Origin of the sequence: Niabella digestorum (genome assembly GCF_036409055.1) — a bacterium.
GTDB classification, from domain to species: domain Bacteria; phylum Bacteroidota; class Bacteroidia; order Chitinophagales; family Chitinophagaceae; genus Niabella; species Niabella composti.
The window spans coordinates 297,933-315,701 of record NZ_JAZGLY010000002.1 but is presented as its reverse complement, the minus strand read 5'-3'; the positions used below and the strand labels follow the sequence as shown (position 1 = coordinate 315,701).

Annotated in this window: 15 protein-coding genes and 1 tRNA gene; 5 read left to right on the top strand and 11 right to left on the bottom strand. The window is 41.1% G+C overall.

The genetic code is table 11. From position 1 onward, the window contains the following. Positions 1–66 precede the first annotated feature (66 nt). The 3 genes from V2H41_RS03980 to V2H41_RS03970 all read left to right on the top strand — a co-directional run bounded on the left by V2H41_RS03980 (position 67) and on the right by V2H41_RS03970 (position 6,441). Entirely contained in the window at positions 67–1,269 is a 1,203-nt protein-coding gene (locus V2H41_RS03980; RefSeq protein WP_330973833.1) for an ROK family protein, read from the top strand. 97 nt (positions 1,270–1,366) lie between these two features. Beyond that, positions 1,367–4,498 (top strand): SusC/RagA family TonB-linked outer membrane protein, encoded by a 3,132-nt coding sequence (locus V2H41_RS03975; RefSeq protein WP_330973832.1) that lies wholly within the window; start codon positions 1,367–1,369, stop codon positions 4,496–4,498. Positions 4,499–4,515: 17 nt separating this feature from the next. Then, positions 4,516–6,441: a SusD/RagB family nutrient-binding outer membrane lipoprotein gene (locus tag V2H41_RS03970; protein WP_330973831.1), complete on the top strand. Its 1,926-nt coding sequence runs from the start codon at positions 4,516–4,518 to the stop codon at positions 6,439–6,441. Between the two features lie 63 nt (positions 6,442–6,504). Here V2H41_RS03970 and V2H41_RS03965 read toward each other — a convergent pair whose 3' ends face one another. From V2H41_RS03965 to V2H41_RS03930, 8 genes are all read right to left on the bottom strand, one after another. Beyond that, positions 6,505–7,116 (bottom strand): DNA-3-methyladenine glycosylase family protein, encoded by a 612-nt coding sequence (locus tag V2H41_RS03965; protein ID WP_330973830.1) that lies wholly within the window; start codon positions 7,114–7,116, stop codon positions 6,505–6,507. A 34-nt stretch (positions 7,117–7,150) separates the two neighbouring features. Further along, positions 7,151–7,699, bottom strand: a complete 549-nt coding sequence (locus tag V2H41_RS03960; RefSeq protein ID WP_330973829.1) for an NUDIX hydrolase — start codon at positions 7,697–7,699, stop codon at positions 7,151–7,153. 9 nt (positions 7,700–7,708) lie between these two features. Then, positions 7,709–8,152 carry a BamJ family beta-barrel-assembly machinery protein gene (locus V2H41_RS03955; protein WP_330973828.1) on the bottom strand — a complete coding sequence of 148 codons (444 nt, stop codon included), beginning with the start codon at positions 8,150–8,152 and terminating at the stop codon, positions 7,709–7,711. Between the two features lie 156 nt (positions 8,153–8,308). Further along, positions 8,309–8,620, bottom strand: a complete 312-nt coding sequence (locus V2H41_RS03950; RefSeq protein ID WP_330973827.1) for a hypothetical protein — start codon at positions 8,618–8,620, stop codon at positions 8,309–8,311. Positions 8,621–8,757: 137 nt separating this feature from the next. Further along, positions 8,758–10,068: a ribosome biogenesis GTPase Der gene (der, locus tag V2H41_RS03945; RefSeq protein ID WP_330973826.1), complete on the bottom strand. Its 1,311-nt coding sequence runs from the start codon at positions 10,066–10,068 to the stop codon at positions 8,758–8,760. 58 nt (positions 10,069–10,126) lie between these two features. Beyond that, complete coding sequence (era, locus tag V2H41_RS03940; RefSeq protein ID WP_330973825.1) at positions 10,127–11,002, bottom strand: GTPase Era; 876 nt, start codon at positions 11,000–11,002, stop codon at positions 10,127–10,129. Positions 11,003–11,137: 135 nt separating this feature from the next. Further along, a tRNA-Met gene (locus tag V2H41_RS03935) sits at positions 11,138–11,209 on the bottom strand. Positions 11,210–11,260: 51 nt separating this feature from the next. Further along, the gene (locus tag V2H41_RS03930; RefSeq protein ID WP_330973824.1) at positions 11,261–12,190 is read right to left on the bottom strand and encodes a 3-keto-disaccharide hydrolase; all 930 of its coding nucleotides are present in this window, start codon (positions 12,188–12,190) and stop codon (positions 11,261–11,263) included. A 97-nt stretch (positions 12,191–12,287) separates the two neighbouring features. On the opposite strand from V2H41_RS03930, the gene V2H41_RS03925 reads away from it, so the two are divergent. Next, the gene (locus tag V2H41_RS03925) at positions 12,288–12,773 is read left to right on the top strand and encodes a cytidine deaminase (RefSeq protein ID WP_330973823.1); all 486 of its coding nucleotides are present in this window, start codon (positions 12,288–12,290) and stop codon (positions 12,771–12,773) included. 18 nt (positions 12,774–12,791) lie between these two features. Here the strand turns inward: V2H41_RS03925 and folB are convergent, their stop codons facing one another. The 3 genes from folB to V2H41_RS03910 form a co-directional block, all read right to left on the bottom strand. Beyond that, entirely contained in the window at positions 12,792–13,148 is a 357-nt protein-coding gene (gene folB, locus V2H41_RS03920) for a dihydroneopterin aldolase (RefSeq protein ID WP_330973822.1), read from the bottom strand. A gap of 8 nt (positions 13,149–13,156) precedes the next feature. Next, positions 13,157–14,101 carry a thioredoxin-disulfide reductase gene (trxB, locus tag V2H41_RS03915; RefSeq protein WP_330973821.1) on the bottom strand — a complete coding sequence of 315 codons (945 nt, stop codon included), beginning with the start codon at positions 14,099–14,101 and terminating at the stop codon, positions 13,157–13,159. A gap of 157 nt (positions 14,102–14,258) precedes the next feature. Then, positions 14,259–16,370, bottom strand: a complete 2,112-nt coding sequence (locus V2H41_RS03910) for a prolyl oligopeptidase family serine peptidase (protein WP_330973820.1) — start codon at positions 16,368–16,370, stop codon at positions 14,259–14,261. Between the two features lie 166 nt (positions 16,371–16,536). Between V2H41_RS03910 and V2H41_RS03905 the strand changes: the two genes are divergently transcribed. Continuing rightward, entirely contained in the window at positions 16,537–17,757 is a 1,221-nt protein-coding gene (locus V2H41_RS03905; protein WP_330973819.1) for a 6-phosphofructokinase, read from the top strand. The last annotated feature ends 12 nt before the right edge of the window (positions 17,758–17,769 follow it).

Genomic DNA, 17,769 nt, shown 5'->3' with positions numbered 1-17,769 from the left:
TTTTTGTTTTTACAAAATCATAATATTTTTATACTAAGTTTTTAAAATATTGCTAAAGTTATTTTGATGATTGCCGGCGCAATTCCCAAGAAACAACGATTATACAATGAAATATTGAAGCAGCTATTCTTCAATAAGGTATTATCATGTGCCGATTTAAGCAGTCGCATACACAAAAGCATTCCCTTAACCACACAATACCTCAACGAACTCATTCAGCATAAACTGGTAGTGGAAAGTGGCTACGCCGAATCGACTGGCGGTAGAAGACCTTTGATGTACAGCATTAAAAAAAACGTGTTTTACATTGTGGCTGTTGCAATGGACCAATTGGTTACCCGCATAGCTCTAATATCGTCGGACAATACCATAGTGGGTAAGGTTGAAAAGTACGACTTGCCGCTAGCCAATCATCCAGACGCACTCAACACACTTATTACACATCTTCAGTGCTTCATCAATGAAGCCGGAGTGGCTCCATCAAAGATTATTGGCATTGGCATCGGCATGCCTGGATTTGTAGATCCGGTAAGAGGTTTAAACCACACATTTCTCCCTTGCAAAGAAGGTTCTATTATCAGCAATGTGGAGAATGCGCTACATATTCCAACATTCATTGACAACGACTCTAGTCTTATTGCTTTAGCAGAGCTAAAATGGGGCGCTGCAAGAGATAGGCAAAACGTAATGGTATTAAATATTGGCTGGGGAATAGGATTAGGGATTATCGCAAATGGAAAGCTATTTAGAGGGCACGATGGCTTTGCTGGAGAGTTCAGTCATATCCCTTTGTTTGATAACAACAAGCGGTGTAGCTGCGGCAAATATGGATGCCTCGAAACAGAAACCTCCCTACAGATAGTAGTAGAAAAAGCTATTAAAAAGCTAAAAAACGCTAGTAATAACACACTTCTATCTTCACTTCGTAAGGAAACCACAGAAGAAGCTGCTAAAAAAATCATCGAAGCCGCACAAAAGGGCGACAAGTTTGCCATCGAACAGCTATCGGCATCGGCTTACAACATAGGCAGAGGGGTGGCTATATTGATTCACTTGCTGAATCCAGAGCTTATTGTAATTAGTGGCGTAGGTTCCAGAGCCGGTAAAGTGTGGATTGCCCCCATTCTGCAAGCTATTAACGAACATTGTATTCCCAAGCTTGCAGAACACATCGATATTCAAATCTCATCACTGACATATAATGCTGAGATCATTGGTGCTGCGGCACTAGTAGTAGATAATTTCGATAAAATATCCCGTACCCTGTGAAAGCTTAATTACTAAGCCTGCTGCAGGGAAAGATATATTCATTCACGGCGTAGAAGGACTGAGACGCCTTTATTTATTAAAAATTAAAATGGCAAATATGAAAACAAGAATGCAAAGAATGCTGCTTGCTTTGCTGCTGTGCTGCACTTCGCTACTCAGCTACGGACAGCAAAGAACGATAACGGGTACAGTTATCGACGAGCAAGGGAAAGCCGTAGCGGGCGCTACAGTGGCAGTAAAAGGTACTAATGTTGCAACAGCTACCGATGATGAAGGAAACTTCAGCATCAATGCTACAAGTAACGTTCTGGAAGTGTCGGCTGTAGGCTTTGAAACAACACAAGTAAATATAGAAGGGACAACATCTGTAACTGTTGTGCTAAAAGCAGGAGCTATAAAAGCCGAAGAAGAAGTGGTAGTTACAGCTCTGGGAATTAAACGTCAAGCTAAATCTCTAGGTTATGCCGTACAAGAAGTCAAAGGAGAAACGCTGGCCGGCATGAAAGAAACCAATATTACCAATGCCTTAACAGGACAGGTTGCCGGTTTGCAGATCATGCGTTCTTCCAACGGTCCTGCCGGTTCTTCTAAAATACTCCTCAGAGGCTTTACATCGCTAACCAACGATAACCAACCCCTCATTGTGGTGGATGGCGTTCCAATGAACAACTTTGTAGGACAAAGCAATTCCGACTACTGGAATCCTTCATTAGATATGGGTAACGGTTTGTCGGATCTAAATGCAGAAGATATTGCCAATATATCAGTATTAAAAGGCCCTTCTGCGGCTGCGCTATACGGTACACGTGCAGGTAATGGGGTGATTTTGATTACTACTAAAACCGGTCGCGCACAAAAAGGATTAGGTATCAGCATCAATTCTTCTGTGGGCTTCGAAAATCCTTTTATGATTCCCGACATGCAAAGCGCGTTCGGTCAGGGTAGTAATGGCATCTTCGACCCTGCTTCTTCCTCAAGCTGGGGACCGAAGATTGAAGGTCAGCCAGTAAAGAACTGGGATAGCACTACCTCACCAATGAGAGCATATGACAACATTCATAACTTTCTAAAAACTGGTATTATTTCTAACCAGAATATCTCTTTCCAACAAATGCTGGGTAAAATTTCATTCTACTCTTCTTACAATCGCGTAGATAATACCAGCATGATTCCTGGGGCCAAGCTTATCAGAAATAATATCATGGCGCGTACTACAGCCAAATTGGGAGAGGCCGAAAAGTTTACTATTGATGCAAAATTGCAATACAATAATACTCAGGCTAAAAACAGACCCATGAGTGGAGTAAATGACAACAACGTATTTAGATTGTTGAATTTATTTCCCCGCTCTCTTAACATCACTGACTTTAGAAATCCATTAAACGAAGCAGGCAATATGCGGTGGTATGGCTCAGGTAATGGTGTAAACCCCTACTGGGCTGAAAAATACAATCTCAACGAAGATATAAGAGATCGCTTTTTGCTGAATGGAAATATTAAATATGAATTCACTGATTGGTTAATGGGTGAGATTCGCGTGGGTACTGACATGTATACAACCAATACTGAAGCAAAAACTTATGCAGGAAGTCCGCTGGTAACCAATGGTCAATACCGCATGGGAAAAGATGTGTTCCAGGAAACCAACTATTCGGCCATGTTTACTGCCAAAAAAGACAATTTGTTTGAAAAAATTGGCGGACAGTTAATGATTGGTGGAAATCTCATGGATCAAAAAACCAGCGGTCTAAGTGCCACTGCGTCACCACTAGAAGTACCCAACCTGTTTGCTATCACCAACGCAATGGGCAATCCGAGCATTACTCAGCAGTACACTCACAAAAAGATCAACTCTGTATTTGGCTCCGGACAACTGAGTTACGATGGGGTCCTGTTCATCGACGCGACATTCAGAAATGACTGGTCTTCTGCTTTGAGCGAATTCAACCGTTCATTCTTCTATCCATCAGTAAGTGCATCGTTCGTTTTCAGTGATCTGATTAGCAGAAACAAAGATTTACCCAGCTGGTTCAGCTATGGTAAACTGCGTGCTTCTTACTCTTCTGTAGGTAACGACATGTTCCCTTACCAATTATTCAACACCTATACTATTAGCAAAGACCCTAACGGAGTAACGAATGCAGGAACCAATAGTATCTATTTTAGTGATAGCGTAAAAAATGAGTTAATCAAAAACGTAGAGCTGGGTACCGAGCTACGCTTTCTTAAAAATCGCTTAGGTATCGACTTTACTTATTATAAATCGAATGCTACTAATCAGCTGATACGCCTACCTCTCGACCCAATGAGCGGATACTCCTTTAGAATGATTAATGCGGGTAACATTCAAAATCAGGGTATAGAGCTGGTCATCAACGGACAGATTTTACAAAGCAGTTCTGGATTAAACTGGAGCTCTACATTGAACTTCTCCAGAAACAGAACCAAGATTGTAGACCTTGCTGATCATTTGGGCGTCTCAAGATATCAGATCGGGGGATATGATGCTTTAAAAATCATGGCCATTACCGGTAGCTACTATGGGGATATTTACGGAAGCCGTTTCAAACGTGTCACCGATCCTAATAGCCCCTATTACGGACAGCTGATTGTAAGATCTGACAACGGTTTACCTCAAGTAGGTGAAACAGATGCTAAGCTGGGTAATCAACAAGCCGATATGCTGTTGGGCTGGAGCAACCAGTTCCACTATAAAAACTTCTCTTTTTCATTCTTAATTGATGGCCGTTTCGGAGGTGAAATATTCTCTGCTACCAACTACTTTATGCAAACAGCCGGTACCGCTGCTGCTACAGTGGTAAATGGCGAAAGAGCTCCGTTTATCGTAGATGGCGTAACTGAAGTAGTAGTAGATGGAGTGGTTGTAGGTTACGAAAAAAATACAATTGCCGCCAATCCTCAGCAATACTGGGGCTCTCTTGGTGGTGGCAACCTAGGCATTCATGAAAGAAACGTATATGATGCCACCAACATTCGTCTAAGAAATGTTCAGCTTAATTACAGACTTCCTAATACATGGGCAAACAAAATTGGCATGCAGGGAGCTCAGATAGGAGTATCATGTAATAATGTATGGATGATCAAGAGCCACATGAATGGAGTAGATCCAGAATCTGTCTTCGCTCTAGGCACTAATGCAGTAGGATTTGAAAATATGGCTCCTCCTACATCCAGAACATTTTTCATCAACTTATCTCTGAACTTCTAATCTTTAAAAAACGAATCATGAAACATAAACAATCAAACAAGCTGATCATTGCTGCTTTGCTGATGGTGGCAGCTGCATCATGTAAAAAGTTTGATGCGATCAATACCAATCCTCTCGCAGCTAACGAGGATCAGGTACAAGTAGAATACTTAATTAATAGTTCTATTGTAGGAGCACAGATGGATCCGGATGTCGCAGAACGCTCTTTTATCCTTTACTGGAAATCAGGTGGCCGTCAGGGTTATGAAGGAGGAACATTGGAAGACGGATATGTGAATGATGGGTGGACTACAGCCTATTTTAATAAATCTGCAGACTGGCAAAATAAAATTAATAGAGCTGTTAAAGTAGGAGAATCTCAAATCTCCAATGGCACCGCTAAATTGTATACATCTAACCTTATTCAAGTTGCCCGAATATGGAGAGCCTACTTGATAACAGAGTTTTCGGACAATTTTGGACCAGCTCCATTGAATGGGTTTGAAGGGACAAATCCCACCTACAGCCCTGTAAAAGATGTATACTACTTTGCCTTGGCTGAACTCAAGGAAGCTGCTGCGCAAATAAATCTTTCCGTAGAAAGTCCTTCATCGCTCAATAATGAAAAAATCGCATGGAACTATAAATACAACTGGGAACAATGGCAAAAATTTGCCAACTCCCTCCGTATGAGATTAGCTATGCGTCTCTCGGAAGTAGATGCAGCGAAGGCCAAAGCTGAATTTGAAGATGCCGTAAGCGGTAGCAAGGTGATCTTAAATGCTGAAGATATGTTCAGCGTAATAGAAAACAATGGCTGGGATGATCTTACAGGTGTGATGACCAGACAATGGAATCTTCAAATGCTGACCGCTTCACTAAATAATATCTTCACAGGTTTGGGAGGTATACCTTCGGCAAATCAAGGGCTTCCGGCTGCCGCAGTAGCCAAGATTAAACCAGCAGATTATATTGGGTTAAAATTTGCTAATCACTATACTACTAAAACCAATGACCCTACCGTAGGATATTGGCTTGATGGCTTACCCAACATTATCGATCCTCGTGCTTATAAAGCGTTTATTATCCCTGGATGGTTTAATAACCCTGATTTCTGTAACTATCCTACCTGGGATAACACTTCTACCACTACCAGTAGAAACCTGTTGGATGATAATGGAAATGTCATCAAAACAATTGATGCAGCCTATACCTGGAATGCCATCACCACAGGTAACTGGGGAAGAGTAGGCTCCAAAAATCAGGTAATCGGCTTTAACGGTACCACTCCTACCCTTGCTATGCGTTTCAGAAACGGAACCAACAGAAGAATATTCTTCGCTCCGTGGGAAACTTACTTCCTGATTGCCGAAGCAGCAGTAAGAGGCTGGACAGTACCCATGTCTGCTAAAGCAGCTTACGAAGCTGGCATTGCAGCCAACTTCGAATACTGGGGAGTATCACAACATCTCTCAGCCTATCTGGCTTCTACCACTTATAGTAGAACCGGCACTTCTGTAAACTGGGAGCATACTACCGAGCCCGGCGACAGTTATACTATGAACTATGTGGATGGATACACAGGCGCTGCCGGAACCGTACAGATCAAATATCCCGTAAACAACCTGTACAAAAATGGAACAGTAAGAAATGACCATCTTACAAAAATCATCACACAGAAGTTTATATCTATGCTTCCTTACCTTCCTTTGGAAGCTTGGAATGATAAACGTAGACTGGGATTACCTTTCTTCGAAAACCCAGCTATTGAAATTCCACTGGATGATGTTCCTGCTTTAACAGAAAGCAATTACATGACCAGCAAAGTAGAGTTCTTCCCTCAACGACTGAAATATCCGGGTTCATTACCTGCAGCCAATAAAGTAGGTTATGAAAGCGCTCTACAAGCATTAGGAGGAGAAGATAAAGTGCACACACCATTGTGGTGGGCCTTAAAACCATAAAAAGTACCCTTTGCAAAATTAAATGAGCCGCTGTTCAGCGGCTCATTTTTTATTTATAACAAATTACATCGGAACTAAAGGTGCATCACGATACCTCCACAGATAACGGCAAGCATAAGTACGATAGGGTCTCCATCGCTCTGCAATTGCTTCCATTTTCGATGCTAGCTCTTGCTTATTCGCATACTCTATATTGTACAGCTCTATCATTGCTTTCTGCAAGCCTAAATCTCCAACTGAAAACACATCTTCCCTACCCAATGTAAACATCAGCAACATTTCTACGGTCCATCTACCTACACCTTTTATCTGCGTTAATAGCTCTACCAGCTCTTCATCGCTGAGTTTATGAAGCTTGGCATCCGTCAGTTTATTCTCAATAAAGAATCGACAAACGTTTTTGATATAAGATGCTTTCGAATTCGACAACCCCACACTTTTGAATGCCTCATCAGTAACGGATAAGATATCTTCAGGACGCGGGTTACGCTTATTAAATAACTGCATGAAACGAGCATAGATTACGGCAGCTACTTTTGTGCTTAGTTGCTGACTGATAATGGAGGCACACAGGTGCAAATGAATGTTTTTCTTTCTTTCTAAAACATAGCCCCCCTGTTGCTTAATAAGCTTTTTTAAGATAAGGTCTTTGCTTAAATGCTTACGATAAGGCATAAGTTAGCAGTACTTCGGGTTTATGCGGCTACAATTACACTTCAAGTTCACCTAGCTTCATCAATGCATACAACATACAAGTTACATGCATGGACTGTATAAATTCATTATTGCGGAACATTTGCTTAAATGTTTCCAAATCCATCAACGCTACCCGAATTTCTTCATTCGGATCTAAATGTTGGTCACTTGTCTTTCTACCGCCGGTAGCTAGAAACATGTGCATCCAGTTATTATTCGTGGACGGATTCGCACAAGTCTTGCCCAAGTACTCGAAATGGGAAAATTCATATCCTGTCTCTTCAAGCAATTCACGTTTTATAGCATCTTCCAGACTGGCATCGTCTTCATCCACGCAACCACCGGGAATTTCCCAGCACACTTCGCCTATAGCATGACGGTACTGTTGCTCCATAATCACCTTATTATCTTCTGTAAGCGCGAAACAGGTCACCCATGTAGGAAACTCATAAACATAATAGGGGTCTACAATTTTCCCTTCGGGAGTCCTGCACACATCCTTGCGTACTTTAAACCATAGGTCATTAAATAGCTGTTCGGATTTTATGACTTCCCATTTCATAGCGGCTTATTATCTGTTTACTTTTAACAGCTCCACTTCAAACATTAATGTGGCGCCCCCTGGAATATCAGGACCGGCACCTCTATCTCCGTAAGCCAAATCGGAAGGAATCCACAACCTCCAATGGCTGCCCTCTTTCATTAAAGGAATGGCAATTTGCCAACCTTTTATTAGCTGTGTTAAGCGAGCTGTAAACGGCTGATTCCTTTTAAAAGAACTATCAAACTCTTTTCCGTTAAGCAACGCACCTTTGTAATGCGCAGTAATAGAATCTGATAATACAGGCTGAATTCCAGTTCCTTCTTTAATGACTTCATACTGTATGCCGCCTTCCAGTTCCTTCACGCCCTCTTTGTTTTTGTTTTTTTCCAAAAACGCACGTCCTTCCTCTTTTTGCTTTTCTATTTTTTCCATAGCAGCCTTTCTCAATTTTTCCTGCAAACTCATATTCATATTGCTAATATTTCCCCAAAAGTAGTTTTTTATGCAGGCTTAAAAAACTTTATACTATCGATATTTTCCACAACTGTACCTACCATACATAAAAAAAAGAGCAAACCTATGTTTGCTCTCAGTATTCACAATAATCTTCAGCTATAGCTTTAATTCTTATTTTACTCCTTCAGACTCTGCTTTGGCTGTACTCTTTATCTTTTTTGCCTCTTGCTTTATTTTATTTACCCCTTTATTAGCAGTCTCTGTCAGCTCTTGAGCATGTTCCTTTATTTTAGTCTTTACATGCCTCCAGTCTGCCTTTAGCGAATCGCCTAATGAGGCCAAGGTGGTATCTACTTTTTTTTCATGCTTTTTAGCTTCTTGAGACAACTGTACCTTATTGGTCTTTTCAACATTTTGGTTTGATGAGCTATTGTTACAACCGATTAAACTCAGAATAACTAAAAACAAAAACAATCCTCTCATGTGCTTAAAGTTTTAAATCAACCACATGAAAATGTCCTACTTCTATCCTGTTTAAGGATTAAAAGAGGGCACTTCATTACCGGATACTACTTATTGTTAATCCCAATAAATACCTAATGGTAATCCTTACTTATCAATTATTTTTTTCTAAAAAATAATCGCACCGGCACCCCCCTAAAGTTAAAGTTTTTACGCAATTGATTTTCCAAATAGTTTTTATAAGGCGCTTTGATATCGTCAGGGAAATTACAGAAGAACGCAAATGAAGGTACTTCCGTAGGCAGTTGTGTAACAAACTTAATTTTGATGGAGTGTCCCCGTACTACAGGCGCATGATGTGCCTGAATTGCTTTTAGCATTATATCATTCAGTTGAGCCGTAGGCACCTTGCGTTTACGGTTTTCATACACCTCAAGCGCAGTTTCCATCGCTTTAAAGATGCGTGTTTTTTTCAATGCCGAAATAAAAATTATCGGTACATCGTTAAAAGGCGCCAACCGTTTTTTTAATTCCTGTTCGTAATCTCGGGCAGTATTGGTATCCTTTTCTATGAGGTCCCACTTGTTTACCAACAGCAGTAGCCCCTTCCCTTTACGTGCGGCAAGGCTGAAGATGTTTAAATCCTGCGCAGTCACTCCTTTTTCGGCATCGATGACCAGCAAACACACATCGGCCTCATCAACCGCTTTGATAGCCCGAATTACAGAATAAAACTCCAAATCCTCATGTACACGAGATTTGCGGCGAATACCTGCCGTATCAATTAGTATAAATTCTTTCTGAAAAAGATTGTAATAAGTATGAATGGAGTCGCGGGTAGTACCGGCTATATTACTAACTATAGTCCGCTCCTGCCCCACCAGTGCATTTAACAATGAGGACTTCCCCACGTTAGGTTGGCCAATGATAGCGAACTTGGGTAATGCCTCTTTTTCCTCTACTTCTTTTTTATCTTCTGGTATTAATTCTGTAAGCGCATCCAAAAGTTCACCTGTACCACTTCCACTAATCGAAGCAATAAAAAATACCCTTTCAAATCCTAGGCTATAAAACTCTGTAGCGTCTAGCATGCGCTCAGGGTTATCCACTTTATTCACGGTAAGAAAGACAGGCTTCACACTTTTGCGCAGCACATCGGCCATTTCTTCATCCAGATGCGTAACACCTGTGGCAGCATCAACCAGAAACAAAATAGCATCGGCCTCTTCCACAGCAATCAATACCTGCTTGGCAATTTCTTTTTCAAAAACGTCTTCACTACCGTGAACAAACCCTCCCGTATCAATCACATTGAAGGATTTGCCATTCCAGTCGCTGACGCCGTACTGTCTGTCGCGCGTTACGCCGCTTACATCGTCGACAATCGCCTTACGTTGTTCCAGCAGGCGATTAAACAATGTACTCTTTCCTACATTTGGTCTGCCGACTATTGCTACTGTAAAACCCATCGCATTAAAATTTTAAATCGTATAACTCACTATTCTTAGCCCCCTATTCTCCCTAACGTCATATGCCGTATCCGTATTCTTTCAGCTGCATATCATTATCTCTCCATTTCGGACGCACTTTCACAAAAAGTTCAAGAAAAACCTTGCGATCTAAAAAAGCCTCGATATCTGCGCGCGCCAATGTGCCAATCTGCTTAATCATCTTCCCCTTTTCGCCAATGAGTATCATCTTCTGTGATTCTCGTTGTACAATAATATCTGCTACGATTTTTGTGAGTGTTAGTTTTTCCTTAAACTCTCTTATCAACACAGTTGTATGATACGGAATTTCATCCTGTGTGAGTTCATATATTTTTTCACGTATTAGCTCACTGACAAAAAACTTTTCGGGGAGGTCACTGATACTCTCGCTGTCATCATAAAATGGAGCCCCCTCGGGTAGAAATTCCAAGATAGGCTTAAAGAAGGTTTCGTACGCAACCCCTTTCCAAGCTGAGATAGCAATAACTTTTTTAGCATAATCTTTCTGTTCAAAAAAATTTATCGCCTCCTGCACTTTGGCCGCATCGGCCTTATCGACCTTATTGATAGCAACAATAGCAGGCACTTTAAGTTTTAGTCCTGAAAACAGGGTATCATTCTCTTCCCAGTTATCATTTACATCTACTAAAAGTATCGCTACATCGGCATCTTCCAGAGCATTCTTTACACTCTGCATCATCTTTTCATGAAGCTTGTACTGAGGCTGGATTATTCCGGGCGTATCACTGAAAATAATCTGATAATCCTTCTCGGTGAGTATGGCTTTAATACGATGCCGAGTTGTCTGTACTTTGGGAGACACAATAGCTAACTTTTCACCCATTAATGCATTTAATAGGGTGCTTTTCCCGGCATTGGGCTTCCCGAATATGTTTACAAAACCTGCCTTCAAGACGCTCTGCTATGGTTGTTTTTGAATCTTTTATTATGGCTGATTTTTGACTAAAATCAAACTATATAAAATCAAAAAAGAAACCTTCAACAAAAAAAGCCGCTCACTTTAAAGCGAACGGCCTTAATACTTTAGTTGCGAAGCCAGGGATCGAACCTGGGACCTTCGGGTTATGAGCCCGACGAGCTACCGCTGCTCTACCTCGCGGTGCAAATATAACACATTTTGGCAAAGCAGCAAAACGATAACCCAATTTTTTTATTTCGCAGGTGTAATTACGATACTTCTGAATTCGACAGGACCATGGTCGCCTTGTAGATAGATAGGTCCGGGCGCACCTTCATTACTATCTAAAGCCCCTCCTGTAATCCCCGGAATTTCCTGATTAGAGATAACTGTTTTACCATTTGCTACCACAGTAACCATTCTGCCTACCAAGGTGATATCATAAGTTTGCCATTCGCCAGGGCCTTTGGAGTTGATTTCGCTCGGAGTTAAGAAACCGTAAATACCACTAAATAATACACTTGATGGATGTTCCGATTTATCACTATCCATTATCTGCACTTCATAACGGCCGCGCAGATATACACCACTGTTGCTACCTTTGGGGTATCGAAACTCGATATGTAATTTAAAGTCTTCAAACTTTTGCTCGGAAATAAGATTCGCTCCGGGCTTAACATTAACCAGAATTCCATCTTTCACCTCCCATCCGTTTTTGCCGCCAACGGCTTTCCATCCGCTAAGGTCTTTACCATTAAATAATTGGATAGGCGCACCCCACTGCGGCGCTTTATCTCTTTTCAGATAAGGGGCTCTTACACCCTTCCAGTTATATTTTTTACCATTAGGGTATACCATGGTACCCTCGATACCATTCGCAGATAATGTTCCTTCTACCACCAAATTATTGGGCTCCGTTTCCCATTGTGGAGGTATGGCAAAAGAGAATTTTCCGTTTTCAAATTTTACTTCCGAAATCGGACGAACACTACCACTTTCACCCACGAAATATCCCACCAGGGTTTTAATACCTGATAACTTTACTTCCAGCCATGAAGGCACCTGTTTTCCGCCTTTGTCTACGGTAATATCCCATCTTCCAATCAAATCTTTTGCATCCGATGCCAGAGCGGCGATGGACAGCAATACTGCAGTTGATAAAACAAATAATTTTTTAATCATGTACTTTCCCTTTTTAAGAATTGAATGACTACAAATATAATTTTTTTAATCGCTGTGTAGTCAACATTAGTATCTTTAATTATAGAATACGCACACAATGAAGGAAAAAATTTATCAGTTCGCTTACACCATTGTTGAAGATAGAGGTGAATTAAGTGTGGAGGATGCAGCATTACTGCAGCAGGCTGAGGAATTTATCGGAACGGCTTATGCGCCGTACTCTCGATTTCATGTAGCCAGTGCTGCTAGGCTGGCTAACGGACAAATTGTAAAGGGAACAAATCAAGAAAACGCATCCTTTCCTGTGGGTATTTGCGCCGAAAGAACATTACTGTCTACCGTAGGGAGTTTATATCCCAATGCAATAATTCATACGATGGCCATTACCTATAAACCTGCAGATGGCGTAAGCAATACACCTATATCACCGTGCGGATTATGCCGTCAGTCATTATTGGAATATGAAAACAGGGTAAAACATCCCATACGCTTACTACTGGCCGGTATAGAAGGTCCTGTATATATTATTGAAAGCGCAAAAAACTTACTACCCTTTGCTTTTAGTAATGAGGATTTGAAATAATGTGGGGACCGATAGTGATTAATACTCCTTTTCAATTTCTACCCCCACCCTGCCCTGAAAATTAGCCAGTGGCATATGCAGCTTGTATAGACTCATCTTCAGCTTGGCTACTTGCGGAAATTGATTTTTAATTTTCTCGGCTAGTTCAGTTAAAAATGTTTCCAACAGCGCACAAGGATGTGTCATTTCAATTTTGACAAGTTCATATATAGCCGCATAATTAATGGTCTGATCTATATCCCTAATAACCGGGTGTGTTGAGAAGAATGAGACCGAAATATTCAATTCGAACTCATTCCCCAACTTTCTTTCTTCTTCATATAACCCGTGATAGGCGAAGAACTTCAGCTTTTCCAGATGTAAGGTTATAAGCATTACTGAAGTTATAATCCTTTTTCACCCAAGTATCTTTCTGCGTCCAATGCAGCCATACAACCGCTACCCGCTGCAGTAATGGCCTGACGATAAATTTTGTCCTGCACATCACCTGCGGCAAATACGCCTTCCACATTGGTTTTGGTAGTACCGGGAATTGTTTTGATATAACCGGTTTCGTCCATTTCCAGATAATCCTTAAAGATCTCAGAATTGGGCTGATGTCCAATTGCAACGAAAAATGCGCTTACCGGAATTTCGGTTATCTCACCGCTTTTGTTATTTCTTACACGCACACCTGTTACTTTATCCTCACCCAATACATCTTCGGTTTCGGTGTTAAAGTAAATCTTAATATTGGGTGTATTACGTACCCGTTCTTGCATCACTTTACTGGCGCGCATTTCATCGCGACGCACAAGCATATGCACCGTGCTACAAATCTTCGATAAGTATAATGCTTCTTCAGCGGCCGTATCGCCGGCTCCTACAATGGCGACTTCTTTACCTCTGAAGAAAAAACCGTCGCATACCGCGCAAGCACTTACGCCAAATCCGTTGAGGCGCTGTTCGCCAGGTAATCCCAGCCATTTAGCTGAAGCGCCGGTACAAATAATTACAGCATCCGCTTCAATCAACTTTTCATCATCAATCCATACTTTATGCGGATGACCTGAAAAGTCCACTTTGGTAGCGATACCATAGCGAATGTCCGCTCCCATCCGCTTGGCCTGCTTTTCAAAATCAATCATCATTTCAGGCCCCTGAACTCCCTCAGGATATCCGGGATAATTCTCAACTTCAGTAGTAATGGTTAATTGTCCTCCCGGCTGTAATCCCTGATACAAAACAGGTTTCAGATTAGCACGCGCAGCATAAATCGCGGCCGTGTAACCTGCAGGCCCGGAACCTATAATCAGACAATGCACTTTTTCGATATTCTCATCAGCCATATAAAAAATATATTTAACTATTTACAAAAATAGAGGGAAAAGGTTTAGTATCCGATCCAAGGGGTTAAAACCAGTATCAAGTTGCCCTCGCAACCTTTTACCTCTGTTTAAATATAAATAAAATATAACCCGCTAACAAACTGTTCCATCAAGTAGCTTATTGTTCTCTGAAAGGCATACCCAAGTTGTACATGGTAAATGCCCAGATATCTGCAGCTTCTTCAATCATCTTGCTGGTAGGCTTTCCGGCTCCATGCCCGGCATTCGTTTCGATACGAATAAGCACCGGATTAGCACCTTGATGATATTCTTGCAATCGAGCCGCAAATTTAAAAGAATGAGCGGGTACTACGCGGTCATCATGATCGGCCGTAGTAATTAATGTAGCAGGATAAGCTACTCCTTTTTTCAAATTATGATAAGGAGAGTATTTATATAAATATGGAAAATGCTTAGCTGAGTCGGCACTACCATATTCCACTACCCAACCCCAGCCTACAGTAAATTTATGAAAGCGCAGCATATCCAGTACACCAACCTGAGGAATAGCTACTTGGAACAGCTCCGGGCGCTGGGTCATCACAGCACCTACTAATAACCCACCATTGCTACCCCCGCGTATGGCTATCTTCTGGCTATTAGTGTATTTATTTTCTATCAGATACTCTGCTGCAGCAATAAAATCATCAAATACATTTTGCTTATTGAGCAACATACCTGCCTTATGCCACTCCTCACCATATTCGCTACCACCACGAAGATTCACTACTACATATATACCTCCCTGCTCCACAAAAAATGTATTACTAACACTGAAGCTGGGAGTCATAGGAATATTAAACCCGCCGTAACCGTAAAGCAATACGGGATTGGAACCGTCTTTCTTAATTCCTTTTTTGTAAGTTAGAAACATAGGTACTTTAGTACCATCCTTACTGGTAAAAAACACCTGCTCTGTTATAATATCGGAGGTATTGATTTTAATTTCTGTGGTTTTATATAGCTCAGATTTTCCGGTGGCTATGTCATATTTATATATGGTAGGCGGCGTGGCAAAAGATGAAAAACTATAATAAAACTCCTTATCATCCTTTTCGGCGCCGAAGCCGCCGGCAGTACCAATACCCGGGAGCTCAATTTCGCGAATCAGCTTACCACTATAATCATATTGAAACACTTTACTAGAGGCATCTTTTAGATAGCGGGCAAACAAATTGCCACCTCCGGTACCTACACTTTCCAGTACTTCTTTTTGTTCGGGAATTACAGTTTTCCAGTTTTCGCGGGCAGGATTTTGGGGATCTACCAGTACCACCCGATAATTGGGAGCCTGATAATTGGTTTTTAGCAATAAATAATCACCATGACTATCCACCACATCCGACTCGGTATCAAAACCTTTTACCAATAATTTAAACTCCTTATCATTAGTATTTTTCAGATCGCGATACCAGATTTCACTACCACTGGTACCTTCGGAAATACTCAAAATGAGAAAACGCTGGTCCTCGGTAAGACCACAACCGAAATAACGCTTAGGATGCTCCTTATCTTCATAAACCAGTACATCCTCTGATTGTGGTGTACCTATTTTATGATAATATACCTTCTGATATTCATTGGCCTTGCTCAGTTTAGAGCTTTCATCGGGCCTGTCGTAAGCACTGTAATAAAAACCTTCATCTCCCTTCCAGGCAGCACCACTAAATTTGGTCCACTCTATTTTATCGCTCAGCAGTTTTTTGGTCTCCACATCCATTACAAAGATTTCTCTCCAGTCGCTTCCCGCTTTCGAAATGGCGTAAGCAGCCAGTTTACCTGATTTACTGAAAGATAGCCCGCTTAATGCAACAATGCCTTCTTTACTCAGCGTATTAGGATCCAGAAATACTTCGGGTTCGTCGTTCAGATCCCTAGTTCGGTACAAAACCGATTGATTTTGTAATCCATCGTTCTTGAAATAATAATACCAATCGCCTTTTTTAAACGGAGCACCGAATTTGGGATAGTTCCACAGCTGTTCTAGACGGCTTTTTATCTTATCCCGAAACGGAATCTGTGCCAGATAAGCGTTGGTTACCTTATTTTGTTCGATCACCCATTTTTTAGTTTCTTCCGCATTGTCATCCTCTAGCCATCGGTACGGATCCTCTACTTTAGTTCCAAAATAATCCTCTACCACAGCCTCCTTTCTTGTCACCGGATACTGAATTTGAGCACATACTTCCATAACTGTAAGAATCAATATAAAACTTAATATTTGTTTCATGGTGTTTAGGTTTAAAAATTGTCCAAACGTACAGAAAATATCGGCTTATGCTCCATTAAATATTTTGCATATTATCCCCATAAAAACAAAACATTTATAGTGTTTTATTCACACAAAGTAAAATTTAATATATTTGGAGCTTATTATTTTTAATAATTACCAAATTATGCAAGAAAGTATTTTAATTTTAGCTGCCGGCGGTCCGGCTCCGGGTATTAACACTGTTATCAGTTCTGTTTCGAAGATTTTTCTGAAAAGTGGATACAAGGTGATAGGCCTGCACGATGGCTACAAAAATCTTTTCACAGGTAAAGCATCCACCGTTGATATTGATTTTGAGTTGGCCGACACTATTCTGACTCGCGGAGGCTCCGTGCTGCGTATGAGTCGCTACAAACCCAAAGACGATGAATTCAAAACCGATTTCTTCGTTAACAACAATGTAAAACTGCTGGTTACCATTGGGGGTGATGATACCGCTTCTACGGCTAACAGAATTTCTAATTTCTTAACAAAGAATAATTTCCCTATACAAAATATCCACGTTCCCAAAACTATCGACAATGACCTTCCACTGCCTGATGGTCAACCCACTTTTGGTTATCAGAGTGCTACCGAAGAAGGTGTAAGAATCACCAAAACCGTGTATGAAGATGCAAAAACATCTGCTAACTGGTTTGTGATTTCTGCAATGGGACGTGAAGCAGGACACTTAGCTTTTAGCATTGGCGCATCCTGCCATCTGCCTATGATTGTAATGCCTGAAATGTTCAATAAGGCAGAACTAAACTTCGACAACATCATCAGGCTGATTATTTCTGCGATTCTGAAAAGAAAAATATTGGGCATTAACTATGGTGCCGCAATCGTAAGTGAAGGCATTTTCCACTTCATGAGTGATGATGTGATCAAATCAAGCGGCATCCAATTTACTTACGACGCACACGGACACCCCGAACTGGGTAACGTAAGTAAGGCTCATATCTATAATGTATTGTTACAAAATAAGCTGAAAGAGTTGGGTCTGGACATCAAATGCCGTCCGGTAGAGCTAGGTTATGAATTAAGATGCTTACCTCCAGCGGCATTTGACTTACAATACTGTACTCAACTAGGTACCGGGGTAAAGAAGCTGTTTGACCAAGGTCTTACAGGCTGTGTGGTTACCGTAAACAATAAAGGTGAAATTGCTCCGTTATTCCTGAAAGATGTAACTGGCGAAAACGGTAAGGTAAAAACCCGACTGGTAAATATTGAAGACCCCAAAACCAAGATGGTTCTGGAAGACAATCTTCAATATCTCACCAAAGATGATATCGAAGCTGCAAAACAATACGTGAAGAATCCTGAAGAATTCGTATTCTCAACAATTTTAGGTTGGGAATAATCCATCCTATTG

Coding starts and splice junctions, on each gene's coding strand:
- der (WP_330973826.1), bottom strand. CDS start 10,068: ATGGGTTTTACAGTAGCAATAGTCGGCAGACCAAATGTAGGAAAGAGT.
- V2H41_RS03965 (WP_330973830.1), bottom strand. CDS start 7,116: ATGCCTTATCGTAAGCATTTAAGCAAAGACCTTATCTTAAAAAAGCTT.
- trxB (WP_330973821.1), bottom strand. CDS start 14,101: ATGGCTGATGAGAATATCGAAAAAGTGCATTGTCTGATTATAGGTTCC.
- V2H41_RS03925 (WP_330973823.1), top strand. CDS start 12,288: ATGAAGGAAAAAATTTATCAGTTCGCTTACACCATTGTTGAAGATAGA.
- V2H41_RS03975 (WP_330973832.1), top strand. CDS start 1,367: ATGAAAACAAGAATGCAAAGAATGCTGCTTGCTTTGCTGCTGTGCTGC.
- folB (WP_330973822.1), bottom strand. CDS start 13,148: ATGCTTATAACCTTACATCTGGAAAAGCTGAAGTTCTTCGCCTATCAC.
- V2H41_RS03910 (WP_330973820.1), bottom strand. CDS start 16,370: ATGAAACAAATATTAAGTTTTATATTGATTCTTACAGTTATGGAAGTA.
- V2H41_RS03960 (WP_330973829.1), bottom strand. CDS start 7,699: ATGAAATGGGAAGTCATAAAATCCGAACAGCTATTTAATGACCTATGG.
- V2H41_RS03980 (WP_330973833.1), top strand. CDS start 67: ATGATTGCCGGCGCAATTCCCAAGAAACAACGATTATACAATGAAATA.
- V2H41_RS03950 (WP_330973827.1), bottom strand. CDS start 8,620: ATGAGAGGATTGTTTTTGTTTTTAGTTATTCTGAGTTTAATCGGTTGT.
- V2H41_RS03955 (WP_330973828.1), bottom strand. CDS start 8,152: ATGAATATGAGTTTGCAGGAAAAATTGAGAAAGGCTGCTATGGAAAAA.
- V2H41_RS03930 (WP_330973824.1), bottom strand. CDS start 12,190: ATGATTAAAAAATTATTTGTTTTATCAACTGCAGTATTGCTGTCCATC.
- V2H41_RS03970 (WP_330973831.1), top strand. CDS start 4,516: ATGAAACATAAACAATCAAACAAGCTGATCATTGCTGCTTTGCTGATG.
- V2H41_RS03905 (WP_330973819.1), top strand. CDS start 16,537: ATGCAAGAAAGTATTTTAATTTTAGCTGCCGGCGGTCCGGCTCCGGGT.